29 protein-coding genes and 2 pseudogenes are annotated in these 24,756 nt (G+C 35.1%); 14 read left to right on the plus strand and 17 right to left on the minus strand.

Annotated features, from left to right (window positions below; all coding sequences use genetic code 11):
• Positions 1 to 13: 13 nt before the first annotated feature.
• From VF726_RS22605 to VF726_RS22615, 3 genes and pseudogenes are all read left to right on the plus strand, one after another.
• Positions 14 to 454, plus strand: coding sequence for a hypothetical protein (locus VF726_RS22605; RefSeq protein ID WP_440172287.1), 441 nt, complete (start codon positions 14 to 16; stop codon positions 452 to 454).
• Positions 455 to 493: 39 nt separating this feature from the next.
• A pseudogene (locus tag VF726_RS22610) lies at positions 494 to 826 on the plus strand (dihydroxyacetone kinase subunit DhaK); the annotation flags it as partial.
• Between the two features lie 512 nt (positions 827 to 1,338).
• Positions 1,339 to 1,773: a hypothetical protein gene (locus VF726_RS22615; RefSeq protein ID WP_440172289.1), complete on the plus strand. Its 435-nt coding sequence runs from the start codon at positions 1,339 to 1,341 to the stop codon at positions 1,771 to 1,773.
• Positions 1,774 to 1,916: 143 nt separating this feature from the next.
• On the opposite strand, the gene VF726_RS22620 is transcribed toward VF726_RS22615, so the two are convergent.
• The 6 genes from VF726_RS22620 to licT form a co-directional block, all read right to left on the minus strand.
• Positions 1,917 to 2,288, minus strand: coding sequence for an ATP synthase subunit I (locus VF726_RS22620; protein WP_440172291.1), 372 nt, complete (start codon positions 2,286 to 2,288; stop codon positions 1,917 to 1,919).
• A 22-nt stretch (positions 2,289 to 2,310) separates the two neighbouring features.
• Positions 2,311 to 2,895, minus strand: a complete 585-nt coding sequence (gene pssA / locus VF726_RS22625; protein WP_440172293.1) for a CDP-diacylglycerol--serine O-phosphatidyltransferase — start codon at positions 2,893 to 2,895, stop codon at positions 2,311 to 2,313.
• Positions 2,888 to 3,346 (minus strand): MarR family winged helix-turn-helix transcriptional regulator, encoded by a 459-nt coding sequence (locus tag VF726_RS22630; protein WP_098296770.1) that lies wholly within the window; start codon positions 3,344 to 3,346, stop codon positions 2,888 to 2,890. The genes pssA and VF726_RS22630 overlap by 8 nt, the downstream gene beginning before the upstream one ends.
• A gap of 156 nt (positions 3,347 to 3,502) precedes the next feature.
• Positions 3,503 to 4,942 (minus strand): 6-phospho-beta-glucosidase, encoded by a 1,440-nt coding sequence (locus VF726_RS22635; RefSeq protein WP_440172295.1) that lies wholly within the window; start codon positions 4,940 to 4,942, stop codon positions 3,503 to 3,505.
• 95 nt (positions 4,943 to 5,037) lie between these two features.
• A complete protein-coding gene (locus VF726_RS22640) occupies positions 5,038 to 6,930 on the minus strand; it encodes a beta-glucoside-specific PTS transporter subunit IIABC (RefSeq protein WP_440172297.1) in 1,893 nt (630 codons plus the stop codon).
• 139 nt (positions 6,931 to 7,069) lie between these two features.
• Positions 7,070 to 7,918, minus strand: coding sequence for a BglG family transcription antiterminator LicT (gene licT / locus VF726_RS22645; protein WP_440172299.1), 849 nt, complete (start codon positions 7,916 to 7,918; stop codon positions 7,070 to 7,072).
• A 565-nt stretch (positions 7,919 to 8,483) separates the two neighbouring features.
• Here licT and VF726_RS22650 point away from each other — a divergent pair.
• Together VF726_RS22650 and VF726_RS22655 are read left to right on the plus strand one after the other, a co-directional pair.
• Positions 8,484 to 8,750 carry a YmzC family protein gene (locus tag VF726_RS22650; RefSeq protein WP_440172301.1) on the plus strand — a complete coding sequence of 89 codons (267 nt, stop codon included), beginning with the start codon at positions 8,484 to 8,486 and terminating at the stop codon, positions 8,748 to 8,750.
• A 152-nt stretch (positions 8,751 to 8,902) separates the two neighbouring features.
• Positions 8,903 to 9,013, plus strand: coding sequence for a YjcZ family sporulation protein (locus VF726_RS22655; protein WP_000505679.1), 111 nt, complete (start codon positions 8,903 to 8,905; stop codon positions 9,011 to 9,013).
• A gap of 119 nt (positions 9,014 to 9,132) precedes the next feature.
• On the opposite strand, the gene VF726_RS22660 is transcribed toward VF726_RS22655, so the two are convergent.
• The 3 genes from VF726_RS22660 to VF726_RS22670 form a co-directional block, all read right to left on the minus strand.
• A complete protein-coding gene (locus VF726_RS22660) occupies positions 9,133 to 9,687 on the minus strand; it encodes an HPP family protein (protein WP_440172303.1) in 555 nt (184 codons plus the stop codon).
• A gap of 116 nt (positions 9,688 to 9,803) precedes the next feature.
• Positions 9,804 to 10,388: a CGNR zinc finger domain-containing protein gene (locus VF726_RS22665; protein WP_440172305.1), complete on the minus strand. Its 585-nt coding sequence runs from the start codon at positions 10,386 to 10,388 to the stop codon at positions 9,804 to 9,806.
• Between the two features lie 625 nt (positions 10,389 to 11,013).
• Positions 11,014 to 11,259, minus strand: a complete 246-nt coding sequence (locus VF726_RS22670) for a hypothetical protein (RefSeq protein ID WP_440172307.1) — start codon at positions 11,257 to 11,259, stop codon at positions 11,014 to 11,016.
• Positions 11,260 to 11,458: 199 nt separating this feature from the next.
• Here VF726_RS22670 and VF726_RS22675 point away from each other — a divergent pair, with 199 nt between their 5' ends.
• The 4 genes from VF726_RS22675 (at position 11,459) to VF726_RS22690 (ending at position 13,089) form a co-directional block, all read left to right on the plus strand.
• Positions 11,459 to 11,584: a YjcZ family sporulation protein gene (locus VF726_RS22675; RefSeq protein ID WP_000540385.1), complete on the plus strand. Its 126-nt coding sequence runs from the start codon at positions 11,459 to 11,461 to the stop codon at positions 11,582 to 11,584.
• Positions 11,585 to 11,748: 164 nt separating this feature from the next.
• Positions 11,749 to 12,090: a PadR family transcriptional regulator gene (locus VF726_RS22680; protein ID WP_138322393.1), complete on the plus strand. Its 342-nt coding sequence runs from the start codon at positions 11,749 to 11,751 to the stop codon at positions 12,088 to 12,090.
• Complete coding sequence (locus VF726_RS22685; RefSeq protein WP_440172312.1) at positions 12,083 to 12,565, plus strand: hypothetical protein; 483 nt, start codon at positions 12,083 to 12,085, stop codon at positions 12,563 to 12,565. Before VF726_RS22680 ends, VF726_RS22685 begins: the two co-directional genes overlap by 8 nt.
• The gene (locus tag VF726_RS22690; protein WP_440172313.1) at positions 12,562 to 13,089 is read left to right on the plus strand and encodes a permease; all 528 of its coding nucleotides are present in this window, start codon (positions 12,562 to 12,564) and stop codon (positions 13,087 to 13,089) included. The genes VF726_RS22685 and VF726_RS22690 overlap by 4 nt, the downstream gene beginning before the upstream one ends.
• A 42-nt stretch (positions 13,090 to 13,131) precedes the next feature.
• On the opposite strand, the gene VF726_RS22695 is transcribed toward VF726_RS22690, so the two are convergent.
• Positions 13,132 to 14,607 (minus strand): MDR family MFS transporter, encoded by a 1,476-nt coding sequence (locus VF726_RS22695; RefSeq protein WP_440172315.1) that lies wholly within the window; start codon positions 14,605 to 14,607, stop codon positions 13,132 to 13,134.
• Between the two features lie 142 nt (positions 14,608 to 14,749).
• Here VF726_RS22695 and VF726_RS22700 point away from each other — a divergent pair, with 142 nt between their 5' ends.
• The gene (locus tag VF726_RS22700; RefSeq protein ID WP_440172317.1) at positions 14,750 to 15,325 is read left to right on the plus strand and encodes a TetR/AcrR family transcriptional regulator; all 576 of its coding nucleotides are present in this window, start codon (positions 14,750 to 14,752) and stop codon (positions 15,323 to 15,325) included.
• A 114-nt stretch (positions 15,326 to 15,439) separates the two neighbouring features.
• Positions 15,440 to 15,594 (plus strand): annotated as a pseudogene (locus VF726_RS22705) (EamA/RhaT family transporter); the annotation flags it as partial.
• Between the two features lie 186 nt (positions 15,595 to 15,780).
• On the opposite strand, the gene VF726_RS22710 reads toward VF726_RS22705, so the two are convergent.
• Complete coding sequence (locus VF726_RS22710; protein WP_440172319.1) at positions 15,781 to 16,548, minus strand: TSUP family transporter; 768 nt, start codon at positions 16,546 to 16,548, stop codon at positions 15,781 to 15,783.
• A 109-nt stretch (positions 16,549 to 16,657) separates the two neighbouring features.
• On the opposite strand from VF726_RS22710, the gene VF726_RS22715 reads away from it, so the two are divergent.
• From VF726_RS22715 to VF726_RS22725, 3 genes are all read left to right on the plus strand, one after another.
• Positions 16,658 to 17,443 (plus strand): TrmB family transcriptional regulator, encoded by a 786-nt coding sequence (locus tag VF726_RS22715; protein WP_440172321.1) that lies wholly within the window; start codon positions 16,658 to 16,660, stop codon positions 17,441 to 17,443.
• Between the two features lie 249 nt (positions 17,444 to 17,692).
• Positions 17,693 to 18,223 (plus strand): deaminase domain-containing protein, encoded by a 531-nt coding sequence (locus VF726_RS22720; protein ID WP_440172529.1) that lies wholly within the window; start codon positions 17,693 to 17,695, stop codon positions 18,221 to 18,223.
• Between the two features lie 23 nt (positions 18,224 to 18,246).
• Complete coding sequence (locus tag VF726_RS22725; RefSeq protein WP_440172323.1) at positions 18,247 to 18,570, plus strand: hypothetical protein; 324 nt, start codon at positions 18,247 to 18,249, stop codon at positions 18,568 to 18,570.
• A 40-nt stretch (positions 18,571 to 18,610) separates the two neighbouring features.
• Here VF726_RS22725 and VF726_RS22730 read toward each other — a convergent pair whose 3' ends face one another.
• The 6 genes from VF726_RS22730 to VF726_RS22755 form a co-directional block, all read right to left on the minus strand.
• Positions 18,611 to 18,955, minus strand: a complete 345-nt coding sequence (locus VF726_RS22730; protein WP_440172325.1) for a DUF4064 domain-containing protein — start codon at positions 18,953 to 18,955, stop codon at positions 18,611 to 18,613.
• Positions 18,956 to 18,976: 21 nt separating this feature from the next.
• Positions 18,977 to 19,393, minus strand: a complete 417-nt coding sequence (locus tag VF726_RS22735) for a DUF3862 domain-containing protein (RefSeq protein ID WP_000914235.1) — start codon at positions 19,391 to 19,393, stop codon at positions 18,977 to 18,979.
• 140 nt (positions 19,394 to 19,533) lie between these two features.
• Positions 19,534 to 20,856 (minus strand): replicative DNA helicase, encoded by a 1,323-nt coding sequence (gene dnaB / locus VF726_RS22740; protein ID WP_440172328.1) that lies wholly within the window; start codon positions 20,854 to 20,856, stop codon positions 19,534 to 19,536.
• The gene (locus tag VF726_RS22745) at positions 20,853 to 21,716 is read right to left on the minus strand and encodes a DnaD domain-containing protein (RefSeq protein WP_440172331.1); all 864 of its coding nucleotides are present in this window, start codon (positions 21,714 to 21,716) and stop codon (positions 20,853 to 20,855) included. Before VF726_RS22745 ends, dnaB begins: the two co-directional genes overlap by 4 nt.
• Before the next feature lie 193 nt (positions 21,717 to 21,909).
• Complete coding sequence (locus VF726_RS22750) at positions 21,910 to 22,236, minus strand: nucleoside triphosphate pyrophosphohydrolase (RefSeq protein WP_440172333.1); 327 nt, start codon at positions 22,234 to 22,236, stop codon at positions 21,910 to 21,912.
• 402 nt (positions 22,237 to 22,638) lie between these two features.
• Positions 22,639 to 24,615, minus strand: coding sequence for a DUF262 domain-containing protein (locus tag VF726_RS22755; protein WP_440172335.1), 1,977 nt, complete (start codon positions 24,613 to 24,615; stop codon positions 22,639 to 22,641).
• Between the last annotated feature and the right edge of the window lie 141 nt (positions 24,616 to 24,756).

Genomic DNA, 24,756 nt, shown 5'->3' on the forward strand with positions numbered 1-24,756 from the left:
AGGTGAATACATAATGTTAAAAAAGCTAGAAGATCTAATCACTTCGGCCGCTTTCGAAGAGGCTGAAAAATTATTTAAAAACAACAATTTTGAGGACTTCTCAGAAGAAATGCTATATGTTACTTATAAAAATAGTAGTATTAGCAACTATAGTTTTATCAATTATTTATTAACGAAAAAAGAATCAAGTGATTTACATGACCTTGCATTTGATTTACTAGTAAATCCTTTATGTCATATAGAAGGAGCGTATCATTCTGCTTTGTATCATGCTACAAGATCAGTGGAATTAACAAACGAAGAAAATGTGGATAGTTTATTACAATTACTCTTTTTGCATTCCGTACCAGACAAATTAATTTCTGATAAACAAGCAATTACAATTTGTAATAAAATTTTAGCTTTAGATGCTTCTAATAAAATTGCTAAAGAAACTATTAAGGGATTATGTTAATTAGGGGATTGCTAAATAGCTACTTCCCTTTCTTTTAAAAACGACGATGAAGTATTTTATGGCGTCGGCATCCACGGTGAAAAAGGTTACCGTAAAAAAGCACTTTCCTCTTCTGAAATATTAGCAATCGAACTAATGAATAAACTAAAAAGCATGTATCACTGGAGAAAAGGTGACAACTTAGCCATCCTCATTAACGCGCTCGGCACAACGCCATTAATGGAACAATACATTTTCGCAAACCACATTCGCCGTTTATGTGAGCTTGAAGGATCACAAGTTACATTCGTAAAAGTTGGTACCCTTCTAACTTCTTTAGATATGAAAGATGTTTCGCTCAATTTGCTTAAGGTAGAGGATTTGGAGTGGGTAATTAGTGATAAAACAATTATTGGATATCAAAGTTTAAATGGTATTACCCATCAATTACAAAAAATAAACAATGAGCACTTATATGTAGAATCAAAGACTCTTTTACAACTTACAATTAAAGAAGATCATTTGCAAAATAAAAAGTATGGATCAATATCTACTGACTTAATAAACAACATTGAAAAACTAATAACACTACCCTCTCAAGAAAGTATTAAAATTTTAACTGCTCATGATTTTGATATAAAATCTGCAGAAGAATTCATACAAGACCTAAAAACAACAAAAAATATATATAGCGTAATAAAACTTGAAACAAAAGATAATAAAGAAATCACTTCTGATAATGGCTTCTTTATTATTGAAACCAAAGGAAAACAATGGTTGTTTTCTCAAGATGAACAAAATGATGGAACATTATCATTAACGAATCTCAATGATATCCTGTTTGAGCAAAAAATAAATCAATTACTTAACAATCGTTGAAATTAAATTGGAGCTGATTTTTATTCATGAATAGACAAAATTCTTCTCATAACAAAGATGATTCCTCAAATAAAATTGCTGCTTTTATTGCAACGCTAGGAGCTCTATTAGTAAGTGTAGAAGTTTTATCTAATTTTTTTATAATTTTTTGGTTAATGATAATAGCAGTAACAAATTTAATAGTTATATTTTATCTTCAAATTAGTGTTTTTAGTTTAGTAACAACAATCCTTTTTGTAATCTTTTACTTTATATACAAAAAGTTATTTGCACATTCTAAATTTGTAGAAACCTTTTCAAAATATAATATGATTATTACAATAATTTCTTTATTAATTTTAAATATGTTATACATATCAAAAAAAATGTTTAACGGTGCATTAATTACACCTGTAGTAATAATTATTACATGGTTAATTTACAAATTTATGTTTAAAAAAATAAAAAATAAGAAGAGCTAGTTTTATAGAACATACTCAAAATAGAGCACTTGCTTTCATTTTTTATATTTTTGGGGAATTGTAGTGATTTTATTGTAAGTGTTAATAACCCCCGCCTCAAGAGCTTGAGGCGGGGGTTAATTTCTAATTTAAAATGTACTAATCTATTCCTTCTCATCCCTCATACTGTAATACCCCAAATTAATAATAACCAAGAAATACCCACCCATAATTCCAGCAGCAAATGTCCACATGTACTCACGATGTTCAATTTCATACATTATAATCGCGCCGAGTATTGCGGCTGCAAACCGATTCATCATGCCAAGCATCGGTGCTTTTTCTTTTTTTACAATGCTATTTCCGAACTTTTCGATACGCCTTCCTAAAATCCAGGCGCAGTACATACTAACTAACAGGCCGATGCTTATCCCTACAAACTGGGCTCGAAAAGGTGTCAACAACCATCCTAATAACATCACGCCTAGCAAACAATATATTTGTATGTTGAATGATCTTAATGCCATACGAATCATGTTATGCTCCTTATCTTTCCTATTAATCCCATCTTTCGGACTTCAAGCTTTCCGATATATCTTTTTTAAAATGGGGGAATTTAATTTTGCTTACCATTAAATAAGCGAGTACGCATGTACCAAATGCCACGGAAACTGGATTATTTAGGAGGCATAAAATGAGGAGACACATTGCTGCAAATGGAATCGGCATTCCGATAAAGGTCGGGAGTTTGCTTTGTTGTGTATTAAATCTCGCAAGCCGCAGCATTCCGCAAATACTGTAAGCGAGCGCACATATCATCCCGATAGATTGCAAATCTTTTAACGCGACACTATAAGCAAGAATAGACGGTGCCACGCCAAAGGTAACTAAATCTGCAAATGAGTCTAACTCTCCGCCAATTTCCGAAACAGAACCGAGTTTCCGAGCGACCATGCCATCAAATAGATCAAATACCATACCTGTAATAATGAACATGACTGCACCATACATATCTTGAAAGAAAACAGAATAAATGGCCAATATCCCACAAATAAAATTCGCTATCGTCATCATATTTGGTATGTAACTCATCACACGCTTCTCCTCCTTTCTACTCATTGCTTCATCTAAGTTCTTACTCATTACAATCAAGATCCTTCTGCTTTTCTTCCAATATCACCTTATTTATTCTCGTTAACGTATCCGTCATTTGTTCTAAAGCATTTATATCGATTTTAGAAAAGTATTTCTCAATTAATACATCATCTAACTTAGACAACTGCTCCATATACTTACTACCGTTTGGACCAAGTGTAAGGAAATACTCCCTTTTATTATTAGGATTTACTTGTTTTGAAATCATCTTCTGCTTTTCCAATTTCGATAAAACTTGGCTCACAGCACTTTTCGATATATTAAAAGTAGTCGCAATGTGATTTGCTGTCGTGTTTTCATTTAAATGAATATGAAATAACATACTCTCTTGCTGTCCTGTAAGACCGTACTCATCTTTCAACTCCTGGAATAGTAAAATGTAAAATTCATTATAGGCTCTGTTCATTTCATTAATTATTTCTTTATACGTTCTAGTCATAGCACTCTTCCTCCATGCTTTTATTTCGCTTTTAATAGTTAAGTTCACTTAACTTAACTATATTATACCGTTATGTTTGTGTAAAGGGAAATCAATTTCCATACTTTATTCACAGCGAAAAAAGAAGACATCCATTAAGATGTCTCCTTTTCATAATTAAGATTCCAAGCTCTCACCATTCGTCGCAATTACTTCCTTATACCAATCAAAGCTTTTCTTCTTCGATCTTTTTAATGAACCTTTTCCTTCATTATCTTTATCAACGTATATATATCCGTAACGTTTTTTCATTTCTCCAGTAGAAGCACTTACAAGGTCAATTGGGCCCCAGCTTGTATATCCGATAATGTCTACTCCATCTTGGATTGCTTCGGACATTTCAATCATATGTTTTTGTAAGTAATCAATACGGTATTCATCATTCACTTCGTCTTCACCATTTAATTGATCGATTGCACCAAGACCATTTTCAACAACAAATAAAGGTTTTTGATAACGATCGTACAGTTGGTTCGCTGTAATACGGAAGCCTTTCGGATCAATCGTCCATCCCCACTCTGATTTTTCAAGGTATGGATTTTCAACAGAACCGAATACATTCCCGCTCGTTATGCTTTTTAATACTTCTGGATCTGTGCTTGTTGCTCGGCTTGAATAGTAGCTAAAGCCAATATAATCAACTGTATGCTCTTTTAAAATTGCTTTGTCTTCTTTTTCCATTTCAATTGTTACGTCGTTATCTGTAAAGAAACGCTTTGCGTATCCAGGATATGCTCCTCTTGCTTGTACATCAATGAAGAAGAATGATTCACGGTCTTGTTCCATCGCGCGCTGGATGTCATCTGGATTACATGTGTATGGATACGTCGCACCAGCCGCAAGCATACAACCGATTTTTGCATCTGGAATGATTTCATGACACGCTTTTACAGCTAACGCACTTGCAACAAGTTGGTGATGCGCTGCTTGATATTGAATTTGTTTTTTATTATCCCCTTCTTTAAATGCTAGGCCTGCTCCCATGAAAGGTAAATGTAAAAGCATATTAATTTCATTAAACGTCATCCAATATTTCACTTTGTCTTTATATCTATTAAAAATCGTATTTGCGTACGTCTCGAAGAAGTTTACAAGTTTTCTACTTCTCCAGCTTCCATACTTCTCTACTAAATGAACAGGCACATCAAAGTGAGCCATCGTAACGACTGGTTCAATACCGTGCTTCAACAGTTCGTCAAATACGTTATCATAAAACTGTAATCCTGCTTCATTTGGTTTTTCATCTTCACCACTTGGGAAAATACGCGTCCACGCAATCGATACGCGTAACGCTTTAAATCCCATTTCTGCAAAAAGAGCGATATCTTCTTTATAACGATGGTAAAAATCAATCGCTTCGTGTGACGGGTAAAATTCTCCTTCTACCGGTGTAAAGGAATGAATATTTCCTTTCATAATATCCCAACGGTTTTCACCAGTTGGTAATAAATCAACCGTCGTTAATCCTTTTCCGTCTTCTACATATGCTCCTTCAACTTGATTGGCTGCAGTTGCTCCACCCCATAAAAACCCTTTTGGAAAATTAACTTTAGACATATAGAAAAACTCCTTTATATAAGAATGAACGAGGAAAGATATTGTAAGTTTTAAAGAATACCTTTCTTCGTTTGAACCTGTATGAAATGTAACTACTATTTAACTCCTAACTTTAGTAAGGAATCTCCTGCTTGAATCTTTTCTACTTCTGTTTTTTTAATACTATATTTATCATAATTTGTAACAACAACTGGTGTTGTCACAATATAACCCGCCTTTTGAATTCCAGCTATATTAAACTCAATAAGTAACTGACCTTTTTCTACTCTCGCTCCTTGTTCAATGTGAGAAGAGAAAAATTCGCCATTTAATTTCACAGTATCCATCCCAATATGGATTAAAATTTCAGCACCTGAATCCGCCGTAATTCCTACTGCATGATTCGTCGGGAACAGCGCAGCAATCGTACCTGAAACTGGTGAAAACAACTTTCCTTCTGAAGGCTCAATCGCAACTCCTTCACCTAACGCACCTGATGCAAATGCAGCATCGTCAATATTTTGAAGCGGCATAACAGCGCCATGGAAAGGGCTAAAGATTACTTCATCATCGTTTGATGCAGCGATTTTATCAATTGTTTCAGTTGTTTCTGTAGATGTTTGTTTTTTCGTAAAACCAAATAAGTAAGTTAGAACAAAACCTACTATTAAAGAAACAACTATCGAAATAATTGCTCCCCAAAATCCAGCTGTAATCCCATCTTTCGGACTAATAAATGTCGGAAGCGTAAATATACCAAGTCCACCTGTCATATAAACTTGTGTACCAAATACGCCAAGTATTGCGCCGCCAATTCCCCCAGCGATACAGCTCATAATAAACGGCTTTTTAAGAGGAAGTGTAATCCCATAAATTGCCGGCTCTGTAACGCCGAAAATACCTGAAATAAAAGCTGGAATACTAAGCGTTTTTAATTTCTTGTCTTTCGTTTTCATCCAAACACCAAGCACAGCACCAATTTGAGCAAATGAAGCGGCAAATATAAGCGCTAGTATCGGATCCACACCGTTTACTGCTAAATTGTTATAGCCAATCGGAACGACGCCCCAATGAAGACCAAATATAACAAGTACTTGCCAGAAAGCACCGAGTAAAGCACCCGCTACTAATGGGCTTGCATGATAAACCCAAAGCGTCGCCTGCCCTAAAAACTGCCCTGCCCATGTCGCAATTGGGCCAATAACGAGAAATGTAACTGGTACAACGATTAGTAACGTTAAGAATGGTAATACAAATGTTTTCACAACATCCGGAATAACCTTCTTTAAAGACTTTTCTACCGTCGCTCCAAAATAAGAAGCGAGTATAATTGGAATAACAGATGATGCATAGTTCATTAAAATGACTGGTATTCCTAAAAAAGTAATATGAATGGGTGATTCAAACATCGTTCCTGCAAATAATGTATATAATGGCTCACTTGCTTTTAAACCGGCTAAAGCTGGATAAACTAAAGCGCCCCCAATTGCCATACCAATGAACGGCGAACCTCCGAATTTCTTACTTGCTGTATATCCTAAGAAAATCGGGAAGAAATAAAATAAAGATTCGCCAACTGCATTTAATATTTGATACGTTCCTGATTGTGTACTTAACAAGCCTAACGCTACAAATAGTGCATTAAATCCTTTAATCATCCCTGTTGCAGCTAGTACTCCTAAAATTGGAGTGAAAATGCTAGAAAGAATATCTATAAGACTACTCTTTTTCTTCTCACTCGCATCTTCTTCCTCTGTTTCTTGAAAGCCACCAGCAACAATAACCGCTTTATATACGTCGGATACATGGTTACCAATTACAACTTGATATTGCCCGCCGCTTTTCATAACAGTCACAACATCTTCCATATTTTTCAGTACTTCTGTATTCGCTTTCCCCTCATCTTTTAACTGAAATCGTAAACGAGTGATACAATGTACAACGCTATTTATGTTTTCTCTTCCCCCAACATGTTTCAGTATGTCTTTTGCCAATTGTTCATACTTCATAGTAATTTCCCCTCCCTACAATCATCCCATTTTTATAAAAGAAAAAACCTAAACTAACCATAACGGCGCGATACATACGAATCACTCCATTACAAGTCAATTTAGGTTTTGCCTGCCAAACAGTAACAATCCCGTTTATTCAATTACATAATTCATTGCGTTTCGTTACACGATGAATGTGCAACGTCAAGTACACTTTTTCATCTTTTGAAAGATGACTATTATGTACTTTTTGCAAGTATGCTTCAATTTTTTCTGTACAACAATATGACTCTTCATACTTACTTTTCACTTGCTCGTATAAAAAATCATCCTCTGCCGAATGCAATTCCTTCTGCATTAAACGCTGGGCAAAGTATCGTAAATGCGTTACGAACCGACTATAATTAAATGAATTTTCATCTAAGTTCATTTTATAGTGGTACTTTACAACATTTAAAATATCTTGGACGATTTTCGTCATCGCCACCGTTTGCTGCATCGCCGGCTCTCCTTGCTGCGCATTAACGAAATGTAGTGCAATTGATCCTGCTTCATCTTCAGAAAGTCTAAGCCCAGTCTCTTCTTCAATTATGTTCAAAGCTTGTAGACCAATTTCAAATTCTTTCTGATAGAACCTCTTAATCTCCCAAAGCAAAGTATTTTTGAGATCCATTCCTTCTTTATGCCGAGTTAAGGCAAAACTTAAGTGATCCGTTAATGTGAGATAAATATAATCACTTAAAGCCCCCGGCAAAACTGTCTTAGCAAACTGAATAATTCTCTCGGTAATCTCTAAATTTTCTACAGGAATTTCAGTTAGCAACCTAGCAAGTTTCTCTGATAATTCTTTTGTTTCTAGCACAAAGGTCTTTTCTATCTTAGATTCATCAATCGCATCGCCTACTTTTTTCTGAAACCCCAAACCTCTGCCCATCAGTACAACTTCTGTCTCATTATCCTTCATCGTACAAACAACATTGTTATTTAAGATTTTATGGATTTTCATATTGTTCCGCCTTCTTTTCCTACTAATATTACAAAAGGGTAATAAAAAAACCTAAACTGATTCCAAAAGCCACACTACACCCGTAGCCTCTAGATCAATTTAGGTTTTGCCTGCCGAACAGTAACAATCCTTTTACTTATTAACTTACCTTTATTATACACAAAGAGTAAGCGGTTGCAATGATAAAATTTTGAATATTTTTTTACAAAGAAAAATACTAACTGTTAATGAGCTGTTGCTTACATTCATTACAAGACTAGTTATATACATCATTATATTTTACAATTACTGTAGGTAACTTACATATTTCACCACATGTATCACTCTGAATAATCAAACATAAACATTGATAAAATTCCATATAGACCCATTAATGGTTAAAATGTTATAATAGAACTACCCTACATAGTTACTCATATTCATACTGAGGAACTAGCGTCTTATTAAGCAATGCGCATAAATTAGATAAAAAAGACACTTTTTACAGTGTCTTTTTTATTTATATTCTCATAGGAAGTATCTCTTTTGTACACAAAATCTATCAAATGAAAAAGGAGACTATCATATGGAGCATCCTCTAGCAAGAGAACTACGTAACATACGTGTATGCCTTATTATCTTGGTCATTGTCATTGCATTTTGGGATCGTGAGAAAACTGTGGAAATCACTGATCATGGTAGCGATCCTATCTTAAACACGAGCAATATGACCCAAGTTGGCGATAATACATTTGCCTATACAGACGGATCTAATCAAATTAAAATATTTAAATTCAACCCAGATACAAATGAAATAAAGCTAATAAAAGAGTTTTATGCTAACGAATATTAATTACATACATGGGACAGAAGGCACCTCAAGGTGTCCTTTTTTATTTTCAAAAGGACCTGCTCACATTCATGCGCCAAACATAAAGTAAATGGAATCCGTTAAAAAACATGAGTGACCCTTTGTTTTCCCCTCTTATTAAAGGAGGAACTATTATGGGATTTGGTGGTAGTTGCGGCGGAGGCTGCGGTTTTGCTGGAGGATTTGCATTATTGGTTGTGTTATTCATTTTATTAATCATCGTTGGAGCTGCTTGCTTCTGCTAAACAAACTATTGGAAAAGACACTCTTATATGGGTGTCTTTTCTTTGTAAACTAAAAAGTATATGAAATGAAAACATAGTAAAAACGGGATACTTACTCAAATTGTTTTCCCCTTTACAAACTATATCCAAAAAGTTGGATAGCTCCTTTTACTACTCATATTATTAATAAATAAAGCAATAACTACAATAACAAGAGAACCAACTAAAACTGGTGTTACCAAATAACTCCAACTGTATGCCCCTAAAATAACGATAATTGGATCGGCCCCTGCCGGAGGATGTGTTGTTCTCGTTAACATCATAACAGCTATTGCCATCCCCACTGCTAAAGCAATTGTCCAATATTCATTCCCAAACAAATGATATATTGATAGTCCAATGAAAGTTGAAATCAAATGTCCTCCAATAATATTACGCGGCTGAGATAGCGGTGCATTCCAAACTCCAAACGCTAATACACAACTCGCTCCAAATGGAGCCATTAGTAATTCTGTAGACGTTATACTCGTTAAATATGTTAAGGTGAGAATTGTTAAAAATCCCCCTAATAGTCCTGTCAAAGAGTCCTTTATATTTACTTGTAATGGACTTCTTCCTTTTCCTTTCATTTTTGCGAAATATCGTACGCTTATTGGTGGAGTCTCTTTCTGCTTAGCTGCTGTTATATTACTCATCATTTTCCTCCTTTATTTACCATTCATTATAACTCGAATAAACTAACCTGTAAATATCATTTTAAATGGTTAGTTTTAATTTACAAAAAAAGAATCAACTCATATAAGTTGATTCCCTAAACCTCTTCACATTTTCGATCCTGGAATTTTGCTACCTTTTTCCGGTTCCCACATATTTTCATAGAACACCATTTTCGTTTTCCGCTTTTATCTATAAATAATAAAACACAGTCGGGGTTTGAACACCTTTTAAGAGAAATAAGCTTATTTTCTACTATTAAAGTTAAAGCATCAAATGCAATTAACGATGCAAGTACATCCTCAATTTCCCCCACCGGGATAGGCACTAGCCGCTGTTCAATTACTTTATATGTAAATGGTGCCTTCTCAATTTGTTTTTCTAAATACGTAATAAAATCATTAGAAATTTCGTGCTGATCAGCAATTGCCTCAAACTGTTTTCTCAATACTTCTCTCGCCTCTAATATGCTAGATGTAACTTGATCCATTCGCTCTTGAATTCCAATAAGTGTTTTTTCATTCCAAAACGGCAGATTAACCTTTATTACATGTAGCCATTCTAATACATCTTCATCCGTTATTAATAAATCATAACGTTGTCCACGCCTAACTAGCTCTGTATTCACTAAATCTAATGAGAGATTTCCAGATATAAGCGGGAATTGTTTTGTTTCCTGCATGTACTCATCACCTACTCTTTAAATAATCATATTCCAAATTCATACAGAAGTACAACTTTTTTATAAAATACACAGTATGAAGATCCAAGCCTTTAGCCATAATTACGACTAAAGGCTTTTTTCTATATAACTAAAAAGGAGCTGACTGTATGGAACATAATAAAAATGGAATGCTTGCTTTAATCGTTTTATTTGTAGGACTCGCATTTTTTGTTTTCGGTATGGTTTATCATTTGTGGGGGACGGTTTAAAAGTAAGTAGTAATTCATTTAGATGCACCAGAAATCATTTGCCTAATTATGAAACCCCTTATACTGCTTCAGGGGTTTCCGCTTTAAAACAATTATAAAAAAAGGCCCCATTACTGGGGCGCTCAAAAAATAATATAAGTAAATGAATTAAAACAAATAACAGACAACTAAAATATATAACATTAAAATTTTATAATCTATATATATGCAATATTACATGTAAAATTTCATTATTACATGCTATACTAAAAAAGGAGTCGACAATCGTTATTTTCTTCTTATTTTTAAAGCAATATGGATATATCTTCTTAACTTCATTTGGATTGTACAAGCAAAAGAAGACATCTTAATTGATGTCTTCTTTTCTTATATTTTTATGAATTCTTTTGCGAAGATGCTCTCCAAGCACGAAAAGATGTTGGGCGTCCAGAATGAGCTCTTTGCTTTGCAGCAGCAACAGCTGGTTTTTCTTCAATAGTCATTGGTTTTTCTTCCACAATCGCTGATTTTTCTTCAAGAGTATTCACAGCTGTTTGTATTTTTTCCAACTGCTCTTTTAAGGCTTGCTGTTCAATCTTTAAATCCGTAAGTAATCGTAAAATCATTTCAGAATTGGCCATAAAGATCCTCCTTCCCCCAATACACAGAATAAAATACAATATGTCATCCGCATAATACCGGTGACAAAAATAAGGTCGTCAACTCTTTTAAAATCTAAGCACCTTTTATTTTTTAAAAGGACCTGCTCAAGATTATCTGTAAAAACATAAAGTGAATTAAATCCATTAATTAATGGTCTTTATGGAAGGAGGAGTTAATATGGGCTATGGCGGTACTTGTGGTGGAGGCTGCGGTTTCGGCGGCGGATTCGCTTTACTAGTTGTACTATTTATTTTATTAATCATCGTAGGAGCTAGTTGTTGGGGCGGCGGATTCGGCTGCTAATAAGAGGCACTCTTGAGAGTGTCTTTTTTTATGTTCTTTGATGTACAGCCCCTTCGCATTCGCACATTTTAAAATTGACATAACACATCATGCACCATATACTGTTAAAAACAGTATACTGTCATTAACAGTATAAATCTTAATTCATTCTAGGAGGAAAATCCATGAAACATACAGGAAGACATACAGGTGCATTTCTTTTATTATTTCTAGCTGAGGGAGATAACTATGGCGGGCAATTATTGCAAAAGTGCGAGGAAGAACTTCCCGTCAATCCAATCGATAGCGCCATTTTATATCGTACGCTAAAAAAGTTAGAAAACGAAGGTGCAATCGAATCTTACGTAAGTACAGATTATCAAGACAAACCGAGAAAGATGTACAAAATTACGCCTGCTGGAAAGGAACAATTGGCAGAATTTCAAATGGACATTGAAGAAAAAATGAAGAACTTATCCTTTTTCATAGACAAATATAAAGACTTAAAGGAATCCAATCATGATTAACGGCGTGATCCTTTACACTTTAGCCATTATTCTTACGGGGATTTCTTTTATGAAAGACCGCAATAAAACGAAAGATGCTCTAATGAAGTCGTGGAAAATGTTTCGCAATCTTCTACCTGCGATGCTTTCCATTATGCTTTTCATTGGCTTATCGCTTTCTATATTAACGCCGTCTTTCATCTCTTCTATTATTGGGGAGCAATCTGGATTTCTCGGCATTGTTTATTCAGCGATACTCGGCTCCGTTGCACTTATACCCAGCTTCGTCGTATTCCCACTTGGTAATACGTTAGTACAACACGGCGCAGGCCTTCCTCAAGTTGCGGCACTTATGTCTACACTCATGTCAGTAGGGCTTACAACATTACCGATGGAACAAAAGATATTCGGGCGAAGCTTTGCTTACGCACGTAATGCATCTGCATTACTCATGTCCCTTCTATTCTCCTATATCATTTGGGTGGTGATGGTATGAAGGAACTAAAAAGATATCGCTTCTTTTTCATTTTACTACTGGGACTCTTTGCTTTAACCTTTATAAATCAACCTTTAGGATGGAGCGCATTACAATTAACAGGGAATAGCATTTTAGATATGTTGTTTCTCCTTCCCCCTGTTCTACTATTTGTAGGATTACTTGATCAATGGGTGAAGAAAGAAACGCTCATGAAATATATGGGCAAAAATTCCGGCATATACGGAATCTTATTCTCTCTCTTATTAGGAGGCATTGCAGCTGGCCCTCTTTACGTCGCCTTCCCAATTGCAGCACTACTCCTAAAGAAAGGCGCAAGCATTCGATACATCGTATTTTTCTTAGGCGTTTGGACAACTGCGAAATTGCCGATTCTCGTGTATGAATTCTCTTCATTTGGAGCTACTTTTACACTCATTCATATTTGTTTTGGCTTAGTGTTCTTCTATGTAATGGGGATTATTTTTGAGCGGTTTTATGATCAGGGGCAGTTGCTACGGTATGATGTTACGAAAGAAATGTAAAAAGACATCTTTATCTCTTAAAGATGTCTTTTTATTTGAACCTTAATTCTCGTTCTGTAAAACCCTCGCTGCCGTTACTCCCTCTTTCTCTTCTTTTAAAAACAGCGATACGATAAATGCAACAATGATAAAGACTAACCCTAGTGTAAACGCACCTTGGAATCCTGACGTTAAACCGTTTAACTTCTCTACTGGGTCCATTGGATTTGCGGAGCTTTCCATATAGCTAGCTGTTCCTGAAGACATTTTCGAAATAAAGATAGCTGTACCAATTGCACCAGCTACTTGTTGCAACGTACTAAACAGTGCTGTTCCGTGCGGATATAAATCTGGTGTTAATTGATTTAAGCCATATGTTTGTGCTGTCATGACAAACATGAGTCCAACCATTAATACGCTATGCATAACGATAATTTGTACCATTGATGTGTCAGGAGTAATGCCTTTAAATAAGAACATTGCAATCCCTACTAACACAATGCCGGGAACGATAATAACTTTCGGACTAAATTTATCAAATAGTTTACCTGCAATTGGTCCCATGATGGCGCTAATAACACTTCCCGGAAGCATGATGATTCCTGATTTAAAGGCTGTAACGAGTAATACTGTTTGCAGGAACATCGGTAATAAAGTCATCGTTGAAAATAACGACATCATCACAATGACTATTAATCCAACTGATAATGTAAACATCGGAACTTTAAATGCGCGTAATTCTAAAATTGGATTCTCAATTTTTAATTGTCGAACGGCAAAAATACATAATGAGATAAGCCCAACAAGTAAAGTGCCATACACTTTCGCATCAGACCATCCTAAATCACCCGATGCACTAAAGCTATACACAAGCCCGCCAAATCCTAATGTCGATAAAACGATAGATAGATAATCTACTTTTGGTCTTGTTAACTCTGAAACATTTTGAATGTACTTCATACCAATCATAATTGAAATGATCACGATTGGAATAACAATATAGAATAACCAGCGCCAATTTAGTGAGTCAACAATTACTCCAGATAATGTAGGGCCAATTGCTGGAGCTGCCATCATCACAAGTGCGATTAATCCCATTGTAGCACCCCGTTTTTCAGGCGGACAAATGATTAAAATCGTATTCATTAATAACGGTGTAATTAATCCCGTCGCTACAGCTTGGACGATACGGCCAACTAATAAAACGGAAAATGTCGGTGCGAATCCCGCAATTAATGTACCGACTAAAAACGTTACCATTGCGATCAAAAACATTTGTCTCGTTGTGAGCCATTGCTGGAGTAACGCTGTAATCGGAACTAAAACCCCAACTACTAACATGTAAGCTGTAGAAAGCCATTGAATCGTTGAAGCTGTTACACCAAACTCTTTCATTAATACTGTTAACGCATTACCAAGCAACGTTTCATTTAATAATGCAACCATTGCCCCTAAAAGTAACGCAATTAAAATGGGGGTATGTTTCATATTAGAAGTATCAACTTTGCCACTTGTAGGGCTGTTAGTTGTCATATTCATTTGCAGATTCTCCTCCTGTTTCTTACTAAAAAAACTTTAAATACACCGGAACACATGTAATATAATATACATATGTAGATTAAAAAGGGAGAATCAATTTTCAGCCACTGTATATTTAATCTACAAAAAAGGAGAATTGTAGATGAACGATAGTGAAAACCAACTTGATTTACGTATTAGACGTACACATAAATTACTATGGGATTCCTTATTTGAATTAATGACGCAATCAAAACAGAAATATAGTACGATCACGATTAACCAAATATGTGACCGCGCAATGGTACACCGAACAACCTTTTATAAACACTTTGAAGATAAAGACGCTTTATTAACATTTGGATTTAAACGATACAGCAAGATGATTGCGGGAATACCGGTTTCAGATCGATTAAGTAAACCATTTCAAGTAATGGAACAATTTCTACATCATGAAGAAATCGGTAAAATATTAGAGACACAAATGTCTGATGAACAATTTATTAGCCGGACACAGTATTTAAGTCACGAAACGAGAAAACAAGAAATAGAAGCGTTACATCAACTTTGCAAAAACCATACGATGCCAAATGATTTAATCATTGAATTTTATTCAGGGGCAATCACCTCATTAAGCGCATGGTGGTTTAAAAATGAAAGAAGCGTTTCTGCGGCTGAAATGGATAGGTATCTCCACCAACTTATTAACCGGGATATGTTTCAGTTTGGAGAGGAATAACTTCCCCATCAAAAAAACGCCTATATGAAATAGGCGTTTTTTTGTACATACTATTACTCCCCAATCCTCTTCAAATCCGAACTTTCAATAATCGAATGAGCATATCCATCTCTTTCAACTCGCACACATACAGGCCTTATCTTTTCATCAGAACCTGTATTTTCCGCAAGTTTGCTTTCGTTTTCACTGTTAAAGCACTCACAGGAAAAGAATACTTAGGGGCGATGCTTATATTGTTGCGGGTTGTTTATAAGAAGAATGTAGAATAGGTATTTCATAAAGATTGATAAACATACCCCAGAAAAATATGAGTTTATATTATATTCATTCTCTTCACTTAGATTTTCTTTTAAATGAGACTTTTTTAAGGAAATTCCCCTGGTTTCTTCTTATACTATGTAGTCTTCATATTTAACCTTTTCTACGTTCTTTGAAGAAAAGATATCCAAAATTACTTACTGCACATAGTCATACAGATTTTTCGCTAACAGTAAACAAGTTACCGTAATGAAAAGAGCACGAACATACCCGCTTCCTTTTTTTATAGCAAATTTGGAGCCAACAATCCCTCCAGCAATTTGAGCAATCCCCATTATAAAACCATACGCATAGTTTACTTGTCCTACATACATAAACATTAACAATGCACCAACGTTACTTCCTAAATTAAGAAACTTCGCAGTACCTGCTGCTTTTAAAAAATCATACCCAATAAATAAAAGAGAAAACATTAAAAATGAACCTGTGCCAGGACCTAGAAATCCATCATAAAAACCAATAGTAAAAACAAAAAAAGTAAAAATAATGACGTGTCGACCAGACAATTTCTTATGAGTGGAAATACTACCCCAATCCTTTTTGAATATCGTATAAATAGCGACCACACCAAGCATAATCAGCATCAATGGCTTCAGTACTTCTGGATTCATTAAATGAACGGTCCATGCCCCTATTACGGAACCTATGAAAGTGAGTGGAACTAATTTAAACGCCGATTTCAAATCAAGATTACCAGAACGATAAAACACAATATTACTAGTTGCACACCCCATTGTCGACGCTAGTTTATTCGTAGCTACTGCACTTGCTGGATTCAATCCTGTAAATAATAAAGCGGGTAAGGCGATCAATCCACCACCACCTACAACTGAATCAATAAATGCAGCTAAAAATCCAAAAGCAATCAAAATAATTAATACGGATGGGTCTAAATAAAAGTCCAAACTATTAACCTCCCCCTTTAGTCACTATCGTAATAGTAACTATCAATTTGCTAAATGTAAAGAGTTATTGTAACGTTGAAATATAAAAGCAAACATCGGAGGACAAAAAGTGGACTACATAGTACAACAGCTTAAAAAAATCGGTTTTAATGAATATGAAGCTAAATCTTATGTATCTCTTGTTAAACAGGGGCCTGTCACAGCCTATCAAGTGAGTAAAGATTCAGGTGTCCCAAGAGCACGAATTTATGAGATTTTAAGTAACCTTGTAGAAAAAGGAATTGTCATGAAGGAAGAAATAAATGACACCACCCGCTATTCACCTCTACCCGTTGAAATCTTTTTACAGAAGGCTCAATCAGAATGGCAGTCTACTTATGAAGGAATCAGTGATTCATTAAAAAAACTCGAAACTTCCGAGGAAAAAACGGATAATCGAGTGATTACTTTAAAAGACAACAAAACAATCATTAGCTATTGTCAGGCATTAATAAAAAAAGCAGAACACCGTATTGTCATTTCAATGTGGGATGAGATGTATGAAGCGTTAAAAGAGGAACTATGTGAGGTAGCTGATAAAGTTTCAGTACAAGGTATTACCCTACATGTTGAAAATCCAATTAAAAATCTAGAAGCCCATCGTATCACACCCTATACAGAAACCTTGTCTACAGAACATTGGTTTATTTTATCGATAGATTCTAAAGAGATGATTTATGGGCCATCAATTGAAGAGCGTAATATTGCTTTTTATACAGATGACCCCGTTCATATATACCTATTAGAGGATTATGTATGGCATGATGTTTTAGTGAATCGACTTGTCCGACGCAGCCAAGATGATTTGCAGCAATGGATTACTGCAGAGAGACGATCTTTCTTTATGGGGAAATAAGAAACATATTTAAAGAATCAAATAATAAAGCATAAGTTAATGAAATGGAACACTTATGCTTTATTTTATTTACACAGTGATACTCAAGTCTTTTTGGCTATTTCTAAACATTATTCAGATTTGATTATTTTTATTTAATTCTAAATTACAAGAAATATAATACCCACTTTCTTTAAACTCGATTATAATTATATAGGTAAATATATTGAAGTACGTACTAAGGATAGAAGGAAAGTGGGTATCATATTGGTGAATAAAATTTTTTATCTTTTAGATCCAAAAGGTGTCGAGTTAAAAAAGCACTCCATAGATTTCCGCTATAATATTCAAACAACATTATCTTCTATCCATAACTTAAGAAAAACAGAGAGAAAAATCTATAATAAAGGCAATGTTGCAGTAGCCCAATTTATTTTCAATGACTTTATCCAAACATTATACTCCCACAGTCAAATTGACTACCCTACAGATCCTTATTTACACTATGCAAAAGAAGATAATTTATTTGCATCATCATGCGCTATTTTACGTAAAGACAAAATATTTACCACCTTGGAACTTAGCTCTAAAGACTCCTTACTTCCATATAATAGATGTGTGGATACAGAAGCGAAACTTTTGGAACAAATACGTTTTCTTGCAGATACTTTTAAGCCAGCTGAAGGAATTGTAAATTTATTTACTGAGCTGTATCCTTGTACAAGCTGTAAAAATGTTATAGATCAATTCGAAAAGAGATATAATGGAAATATAACATTGAACGTATTCCATGAAAAATAACATACAAGGTGGTGTTCCAAATAATGAATGAAAATGAAAACAAGTATATAGAATTAGTTGAATTCACCAACATACTATTCCATAAATTCCATGAAGTTCAGGGCGCCAAATTACGAGATACTTTCGGCAGAATCCTTCAAGAATTACGAGAAGATACAAATGCAGATCCACTTGCGAAATTCGTTGTATATAACCGTTTATATGAACTAGCAATAGATAAAACAAACTTTGAATTAGTAAAAGTTTTAACAGAAGAATTAGCACTACTTCAAACCGAACTTCAAAGAGTTCCACCAGTTAATAAACATTTACAAGAACAAATCAAAAAATTTGCGTATTTAACCTAATAAAATAGCCGACTCTAGTCGGCTATTTTATTACATGAATCTATGCAGACACTACCACTTTCTCTTTACGAAAGATTCCCATTAACCCACCGATTAATAGCAGAACTGCAGGTAAAATATAAATGAAAGAAATACAAATAAATCCTCCAATTGCAGCGATTGTCATCATAGCCCCGCCAACTTTTGCTTTGCTTTTTACCATAACTGATCCAACGATACCTAAAATTGATAATGCGACCGCTGCCCAACCTAAACCAATTACGTTACTCGCTCCTTCTGCCTCCATAGCTGAAGCAACTCCACCAATAAATAAAGCAATAAATGCACATAAAATACCGAAAATACCACCAATAAGTCCTAATACAAATTCTGTTGTACGTTTCATTTTAAATCTCCTATCCTTTCTTTATTTCATTCCCATTTGTGCTTTACTCGTAGCAAGTTTTTGTCCATCTTTTTCAGTAAAGGTAACATTAAAATTCGCTCCAAGATCGCCATTAACATTTTTTGTCCAACTAGCAATAATCATTTTAATATCCCCAGCTTGGGACTCCGCTTTATTATCCGGTTCTCCAAACTTCGCGACCACATCTTCGTATTTCTCCCCACCTGCTCCAGTTAAAGAATCACCTACCTTAATTGCTTCTACATCAGCTGCTGTAATTTTCTTCTTACTTTCTTTATTTTCTTTATTCTCTTTCTTCGCTTCTTGCTTCGGCTCTTCTTTTTTCTCATTAGAAGCTTCCTTAGTAGAATCACCACATGCAACTAAACTTAAAGCTACAGCACTACCTAAAACCAATATCCCTAGCTTCTTTAACATTTTAATAGCCTCCTATTAATCATAATGTAAGATTACCAAGCCCATCTTAGCAAAGAAAACATCCAGAATTTGTCACATTATGTCGTGACGTATAAAAAAAGAGCAATGCTGAGCATTACTCCATTAACCGCTTATCTTATCTATTCCACATCCGCATCATCCAAACGAATATAAGCTACCTTCCCCTCCACAAACCGCCCAAACTCCTTCAAAAATCGCAGCTTAAAACTCCCCACAGGCCCATTCCGATGCTTCGCCACATGAATCTCCGTCATCTCTTTCTGCACCGTTTCCTTATCATAATAATCCTCACGATACATAAGCATAATGACATCCGCATCTTGCTCAATTTGTCCCGTCTCTCTTAAATCAGATAAAAGAGGACGCTTATCTTGCCGTGCTTCTACCGAACGAGATAATTGCGACAACGCCACTACACAAACATTTAATTCACGTGCTAATACCTTAAGCTTACGCGAAATTTCACTAATCTCCTGAAATCGATTGCCCTTATGCTTCGGATCGCCCGTAATAAGCTGCAAGTAATCTACAATGACTAAAACCTTCTTATCACCATGCTTCCTCTTTAACTTACGAGTTTGCATCCAAATATCTTGCACCGAAATGCCTGCGTTATCGTAAATCTCAAATGGTAATTCCCCGATTTCCGCAAACGCCTTACTTACCTTTTCCCAGTCCTCTATCGCAAAACGATGTTTCGGATTTTTCAGCCTCCCTCCTGACACTTCCCCTACGCAAGACGCCATTCTCTTCAGCAATTGCTTACTACTCATCTCTAACGAAAACAATCCAACCGCCGCTCCGGACTTCGCCGCATGCAGTCCAACATTTAACGCAAACGCAGTCTTCCCCATAGAAGGACGCGCACCAAGAACGACAAAATCACCTTCCTGCAATCCGCACGTCATTTTATTTAGCGATGTATAACCAGTCTCAATCCCCGTAATCTCTTTCGCATCTTGATGCAGCTCTTCATATAAATCAACTAACGCATCCTTCAAATCAAACTCACATACACAGTCCTTTTCCTCTAACTCACAAAGTGCCGTAATCGTCTCACCAATAATTTTTTCATTCTTCTCCGCAATAAGACGCTCTCCCATCTTGTGCCCGAGAACACCCGCCTGATACATTTTCCAGGCACCTCGAACAAGCCCCTCATAATAAAAGAAGTTGGCAGTTGTAGGCACACCATCCATTAACCCTATAAAATACTCCATTCCCCCGATCCCCTCTAAAAACTTCGGATCTACCCTAGAAATGAACGTCACAAGATCAATCGGTTGCCCCTCTTCTTCCATTTTCCGCATTAGCTGAAATATAGACTTGTGCACTGACAGAGAAAAATACTGCTCCGTCAAACGGCATTCCTTAATAAGCTCTCCATCAAGTAATAGAGAACCTAACACCGTCTTTTCCGCCTCCACATTTTGAATACTCATGGACGCCACCCGCGCTCCGCTAAAAAGCGCTGCAACTCTTCCTCAGACGGCGCATTCTTCTCCCACTCCTCACACCTCGCAAAAAACTCCTCCGTCTCCCCCGTACTAACAGACGAATCCTTCTTCCTAAAGCTCGCCGTATCCGCCTCAGCCTCAGAAACTTTCGTAAATCCTTTCCCGTGCCAACCACGCAAAATCCCCTTCACATAAGCAACCGTCCTCTTATTATTCTCAAACGCAATTTGAAGAGCCTTCAGCACAAGCTCCTCTGACAAATCCTCCATCCACGCACTCAGTTCCTCTACCGTATGCGGAGACAAACTACCAAAATGCTGCTCATAAAAGGAAAACACACGACTCCCCGTTTCTTCCTCTATAACCTCTTCTTCCGCCTCCGTCTCCTCACAAACTGGCTCAACATCATCCACAGCCAAATCACTCGGCATACCGAAATGCGCTAAAAGCATCGGAACATTCAGCTCCTCCTCTACACACTTCTGAAGAAACATATGTACAAACTCCTTATTCTTCACACCCTTAAGCTCACGAAGCACACACTTCTCCACATTCGTATTCGTCACAGGATTATAACGAAGCCAATTTAAAACGAATAACTCCCGAGTATCCGCATCATAAAGAATCTTCCCATAATCAACAAACCGCTGCACAAGCTTATCAACAGTCTCCCTGTTATAACCCGTCTCCATCTCAGCTAACCGCTTCGGAAAAGGAAAAATCCCACACTGCGTCGTCTTCGAACAAGTCAACAAATACACATAAAAATACCGCTCCTCCGGCGTCAAATCCAAAACAAAATCATCCTGCCAAAAATTCACCTGCACAGTACGATACACCGCCATCCCAATTCCTCCCGTCTCCGTTCAAAAGTGAAAACCTCTTCATAATATATATGGGAGGACGGCCGGGTTTTTGGCGTGTTATTTCAAAATTTTTTTCGACTCCTACTACGGTGTTTGTTGGTGTTTTTGTTTTGTTATGTTTTTTCTTAGTGATTTATTACTTGGTAGGGGCTTGTAAGGGGCTTATAAGGGGCTAGTTATCGGTTACTTCGATTAAAAAGACTCGATCTGAGAAGGTGCCTCTTTCTTCTGCTTTCTTTTTTCGGATGTTGTTGATTTCTTCTAGTGTTGTGCTTTTGTGTTCGGCTAGGGCATTAATTAGTTCTAGTAGGTCGGATAGTTCTTCGAGTTTATGTTCTTTTGTGTCTGCTTCTAGATATTCGGTTAGTTCTTCTTGTGTTTTCTTGCAGATTTCTTTTATGTATTCGTCTTCGGGTAGGATTCTTGTTGTTGGTGTTTTTCCGTTGGATTTTATTATTTGTGGGATTTTGTTTCGGGTTATTTTGTTGTATGTTGGCATGTCGGTTTCCTCCTTTAAGTTTTTAAATAAGCATTTCTTTAATCTCAAAGACGGTAGTTTTTTCCATTCTAAAGAACTTGATTTCTAACACTGTGATTACAATCCACACTGATGAACCTAACGTATAATAATTGTTTAAGTAATTAACGAGGCTCACTTCTCTATTACTTCCACTATCTCTCCAAAACTTATTCCGGTTGATAATCTTTTCACCTAAATAAATTCTTTTTTCAAGCTACTCACTTTTCTATCCATCTTGATATTATTAAAATACTAAACTTTTGCTCCAGAAGCTTAATTTGCAAAGAAATTATCTTCCTGTTTACGAATTGACAACTTTATGATTATAAAAATGTTAGTTTCAATAGTTCTGAAACTAACATTTTATCAATATCTATTAATTTATTTTTTAATATTATTAAAGCTATAAAATTTTTCTTTAAGCTTTTTAAACCTTTTCTCAAGAAATATATTGTATTCCTTGTTTGTTAAAGAAGAGACAAAGGATAAATCAGATTCTTTAATTAAAAACTCTTCTTGGACTTCTTGTTTTTTCTTAGAGATAAAGTTAGATAATTCCTGTTGAGATTTAATTGAACTTAATTCTGGATGTACCTTGCAATATCGTATGAAATTTTTATCCTTAGTATTTGTAAAATCAGTTATTCCTTTTAAATCATCTGTAATCTTATTAATATACTCAAATATAGTTAGATCTTGCTTTTTAATATTTACTTTACTTTCCAATAAACCAAAGTTAGAAATCGCATTGATAGGAGCATCTTGCATCTTCTTTGATGAAATAGCGTTCTGTATTTTATTTACTGGTACGATATGTTCAATGTGATCCTGAATTGGACTCATGTGCCTATAAATTGTATGTGTGTGTGTGTGAATATAATTCAGGAACAACATTTGAGCTTTTGTAATACTTTTTCTTTGACTTGTCGACTCTTTAAGTTGTGATTGGAACCATTCCTGTAATTTTAGATCCCAGTCTTGTTGTGTCAACTCCTGATCATATGTATTTCCCTTCAGAATATTATTTACCCTAGTGTCTCCAGATCCCCTCCAAGCATCATCTATAATATCATAAAGATAATGAAGCATTATATTACTTAGTAGGTTTCCTTTTATTGAGTCCCATTCTTTATTTATAATAAGATTATCTTCATACTTGCTTCTAAACACTTTAGAAATAATTGCAACAATATGCATTTCAGTATGATACACTTCATGTTTATCATGTTTTTTATTCGTCTTTATCTCAATAAAAGGTCTTAGTATACATCTTACTTCTCTAATCGAGTCTAATAAAGCAACTTCAAATTGTACCAGATCTACCTTCTTTAGTAATAAAGGAATTTTATCTATCTCCTTAACATTCCCTCCTAAACACGCTGCAATTAAATTAAATCCGATAGATTCTGAGACATCTGATTTACTTGAACTCGAAAACAAAGACTTATACTCTTCTTCCGAAGCAAGTAATTTCCCTAAACCAAACACGTACTCAAAATAATTAAATTTACTTGAATGAAAATCCTTTTCATTACCACTATAACCTTCAACTAAAAATTCTTTTTCAGTTAAAGCATCATATCTAGCCTTTATTTTATCTCTTATTTTTTTATTCTTGATCTCTATTTCGCCATATTTTTCATCTTCCCAAATAGCTGCAAAGATCTGATATTTATTTAGTTGGGTACCTTGTTTATTTATTCTTTTGAAAATTTCTGGTAAATTATTCACATCCCCTCTAAATATTAAAATTGGCAACTTTAAATTATTTATATCAGCTTCTTTTTTTATTTCTTCAATAAAAGGTATAATTTCATTTTTAAATTTTCTAACCTGCTTTTTGTCTAGATCAAGATGCCATTCATCATCAATGTCTGAAGCAAGATCACCACCACTAAAATGATTGGATTCTTCTAAACCTTCCTTCTTACTCACCCATTTATGTAAGTAATTTCTCAATTCTTCTTTATCTATTTTATTATTAGTATATTCTTCAATTTTTAGCATAATTGTATCAATTAAGTCTTCACTTATATCTTCTTTAAGAAAGAAAATAGTTGGTTTACTAGAATATTCGTTTAACGCGTGTGTTCTTTGTAATCCATCAACTAATAAATACTTTTTCGGTTCATCAGATTGGACAGATGTTTTTTCAAATAATAACAATGAGCCAATTGGATACCCCTTTTTTAAAGAATCGATAAATAAATCCTTTTGATATTTCGACCATACTAAATTCCTTTGAAACGTAGGTAATTTTATTAGTGCATTTTTCATTTTACCTTCGCTAATAGAATCTAAAACTTCTCCAACATCCCATCTTTCTACATCAGTTTGATTTCTTCTTTCTAATTTCAAAATAAGCCCCCCATAAAATTTATTTTAAATCTAATTACCACTATTATATTCTATTATTTTGATAATAACATTTATAAAAAATAATACATTAGATAAATTCAACTTACTTTTCTTTTCCCATTTTAAGCAATTAATTCTTCT

The organism is Bacillus sp. Brlt_9, assembly GCF_051948935.1.
GTDB lineage: Bacteria > Bacillota > Bacilli > Bacillales > Bacillaceae_G > Bacillus_A.

Coding starts and splice junctions, on each gene's coding strand:
- VF726_RS22745 (WP_440172331.1), bottom strand. CDS start 21,716: ATGGCGGTGTATCGTACTGTGCAGGTGAATTTTTGGCAGGATGATTTT.
- VF726_RS22730 (WP_440172325.1), bottom strand. CDS start 18,955: ATGAAACGTACAACAGAATTTGTATTAGGACTTATTGGTGGTATTTTC.
- VF726_RS22700 (WP_440172317.1), top strand. CDS start 14,750: ATGAACGATAGTGAAAACCAACTTGATTTACGTATTAGACGTACACAT.
- VF726_RS22620 (WP_440172291.1), bottom strand. CDS start 2,288: ATGATTCGTATGGCATTAAGATCATTCAACATACAAATATATTGTTTG.
- VF726_RS22725 (WP_440172323.1), top strand. CDS start 18,247: ATGAATGAAAATGAAAACAAGTATATAGAATTAGTTGAATTCACCAAC.
- VF726_RS22640 (WP_440172297.1), bottom strand. CDS start 6,930: ATGAAGTATGAACAATTGGCAAAAGACATACTGAAACATGTTGGGGGA.
- VF726_RS22690 (WP_440172313.1), top strand. CDS start 12,562: ATGAAGGAACTAAAAAGATATCGCTTCTTTTTCATTTTACTACTGGGA.
- VF726_RS22680 (WP_138322393.1), top strand. CDS start 11,749: ATGAAACATACAGGAAGACATACAGGTGCATTTCTTTTATTATTTCTA.
- VF726_RS22675 (WP_000540385.1), top strand. CDS start 11,459: ATGGGCTATGGCGGTACTTGTGGTGGAGGCTGCGGTTTCGGCGGCGGA.
- VF726_RS22750 (WP_440172333.1), bottom strand. CDS start 22,236: ATGCCAACATACAACAAAATAACCCGAAACAAAATCCCACAAATAATA.
- licT (WP_440172299.1), bottom strand. CDS start 7,918: ATGAAAATCCATAAAATCTTAAATAACAATGTTGTTTGTACGATGAAG.
- VF726_RS22655 (WP_000505679.1), top strand. CDS start 8,903: ATGGGATTTGGTGGTAGTTGCGGCGGAGGCTGCGGTTTTGCTGGAGGA.
- VF726_RS22605 (WP_440172287.1), top strand. CDS start 14: ATGTTAAAAAAGCTAGAAGATCTAATCACTTCGGCCGCTTTCGAAGAG.
- pssA (WP_440172293.1), bottom strand. CDS start 2,895: ATGAGTAAGAACTTAGATGAAGCAATGAGTAGAAAGGAGGAGAAGCGT.
- VF726_RS22670 (WP_440172307.1), bottom strand. CDS start 11,259: ATGGCCAATTCTGAAATGATTTTACGATTACTTACGGATTTAAAGATT.
- dnaB (WP_440172328.1), bottom strand. CDS start 20,856: ATGAGTATTCAAAATGTGGAGGCGGAAAAGACGGTGTTAGGTTCTCTA.
- VF726_RS22665 (WP_440172305.1), bottom strand. CDS start 10,388: ATGCAGGAAACAAAACAATTCCCGCTTATATCTGGAAATCTCTCATTA.
- VF726_RS22635 (WP_440172295.1), bottom strand. CDS start 4,942: ATGTCTAAAGTTAATTTTCCAAAAGGGTTTTTATGGGGTGGAGCAACT.
- VF726_RS22695 (WP_440172315.1), bottom strand. CDS start 14,607: ATGAATATGACAACTAACAGCCCTACAAGTGGCAAAGTTGATACTTCT.
- VF726_RS22630 (WP_098296770.1), bottom strand. CDS start 3,346: ATGACTAGAACGTATAAAGAAATAATTAATGAAATGAACAGAGCCTAT.
- VF726_RS22735 (WP_000914235.1), bottom strand. CDS start 19,393: ATGTTAAAGAAGCTAGGGATATTGGTTTTAGGTAGTGCTGTAGCTTTA.
- VF726_RS22685 (WP_440172312.1), top strand. CDS start 12,083: ATGATTAACGGCGTGATCCTTTACACTTTAGCCATTATTCTTACGGGG.
- VF726_RS22660 (WP_440172303.1), bottom strand. CDS start 9,687: ATGAGTAATATAACAGCAGCTAAGCAGAAAGAGACTCCACCAATAAGC.
- VF726_RS22615 (WP_440172289.1), top strand. CDS start 1,339: ATGAATAGACAAAATTCTTCTCATAACAAAGATGATTCCTCAAATAAA.
- VF726_RS22650 (WP_440172301.1), top strand. CDS start 8,484: ATGGAGCATCCTCTAGCAAGAGAACTACGTAACATACGTGTATGCCTT.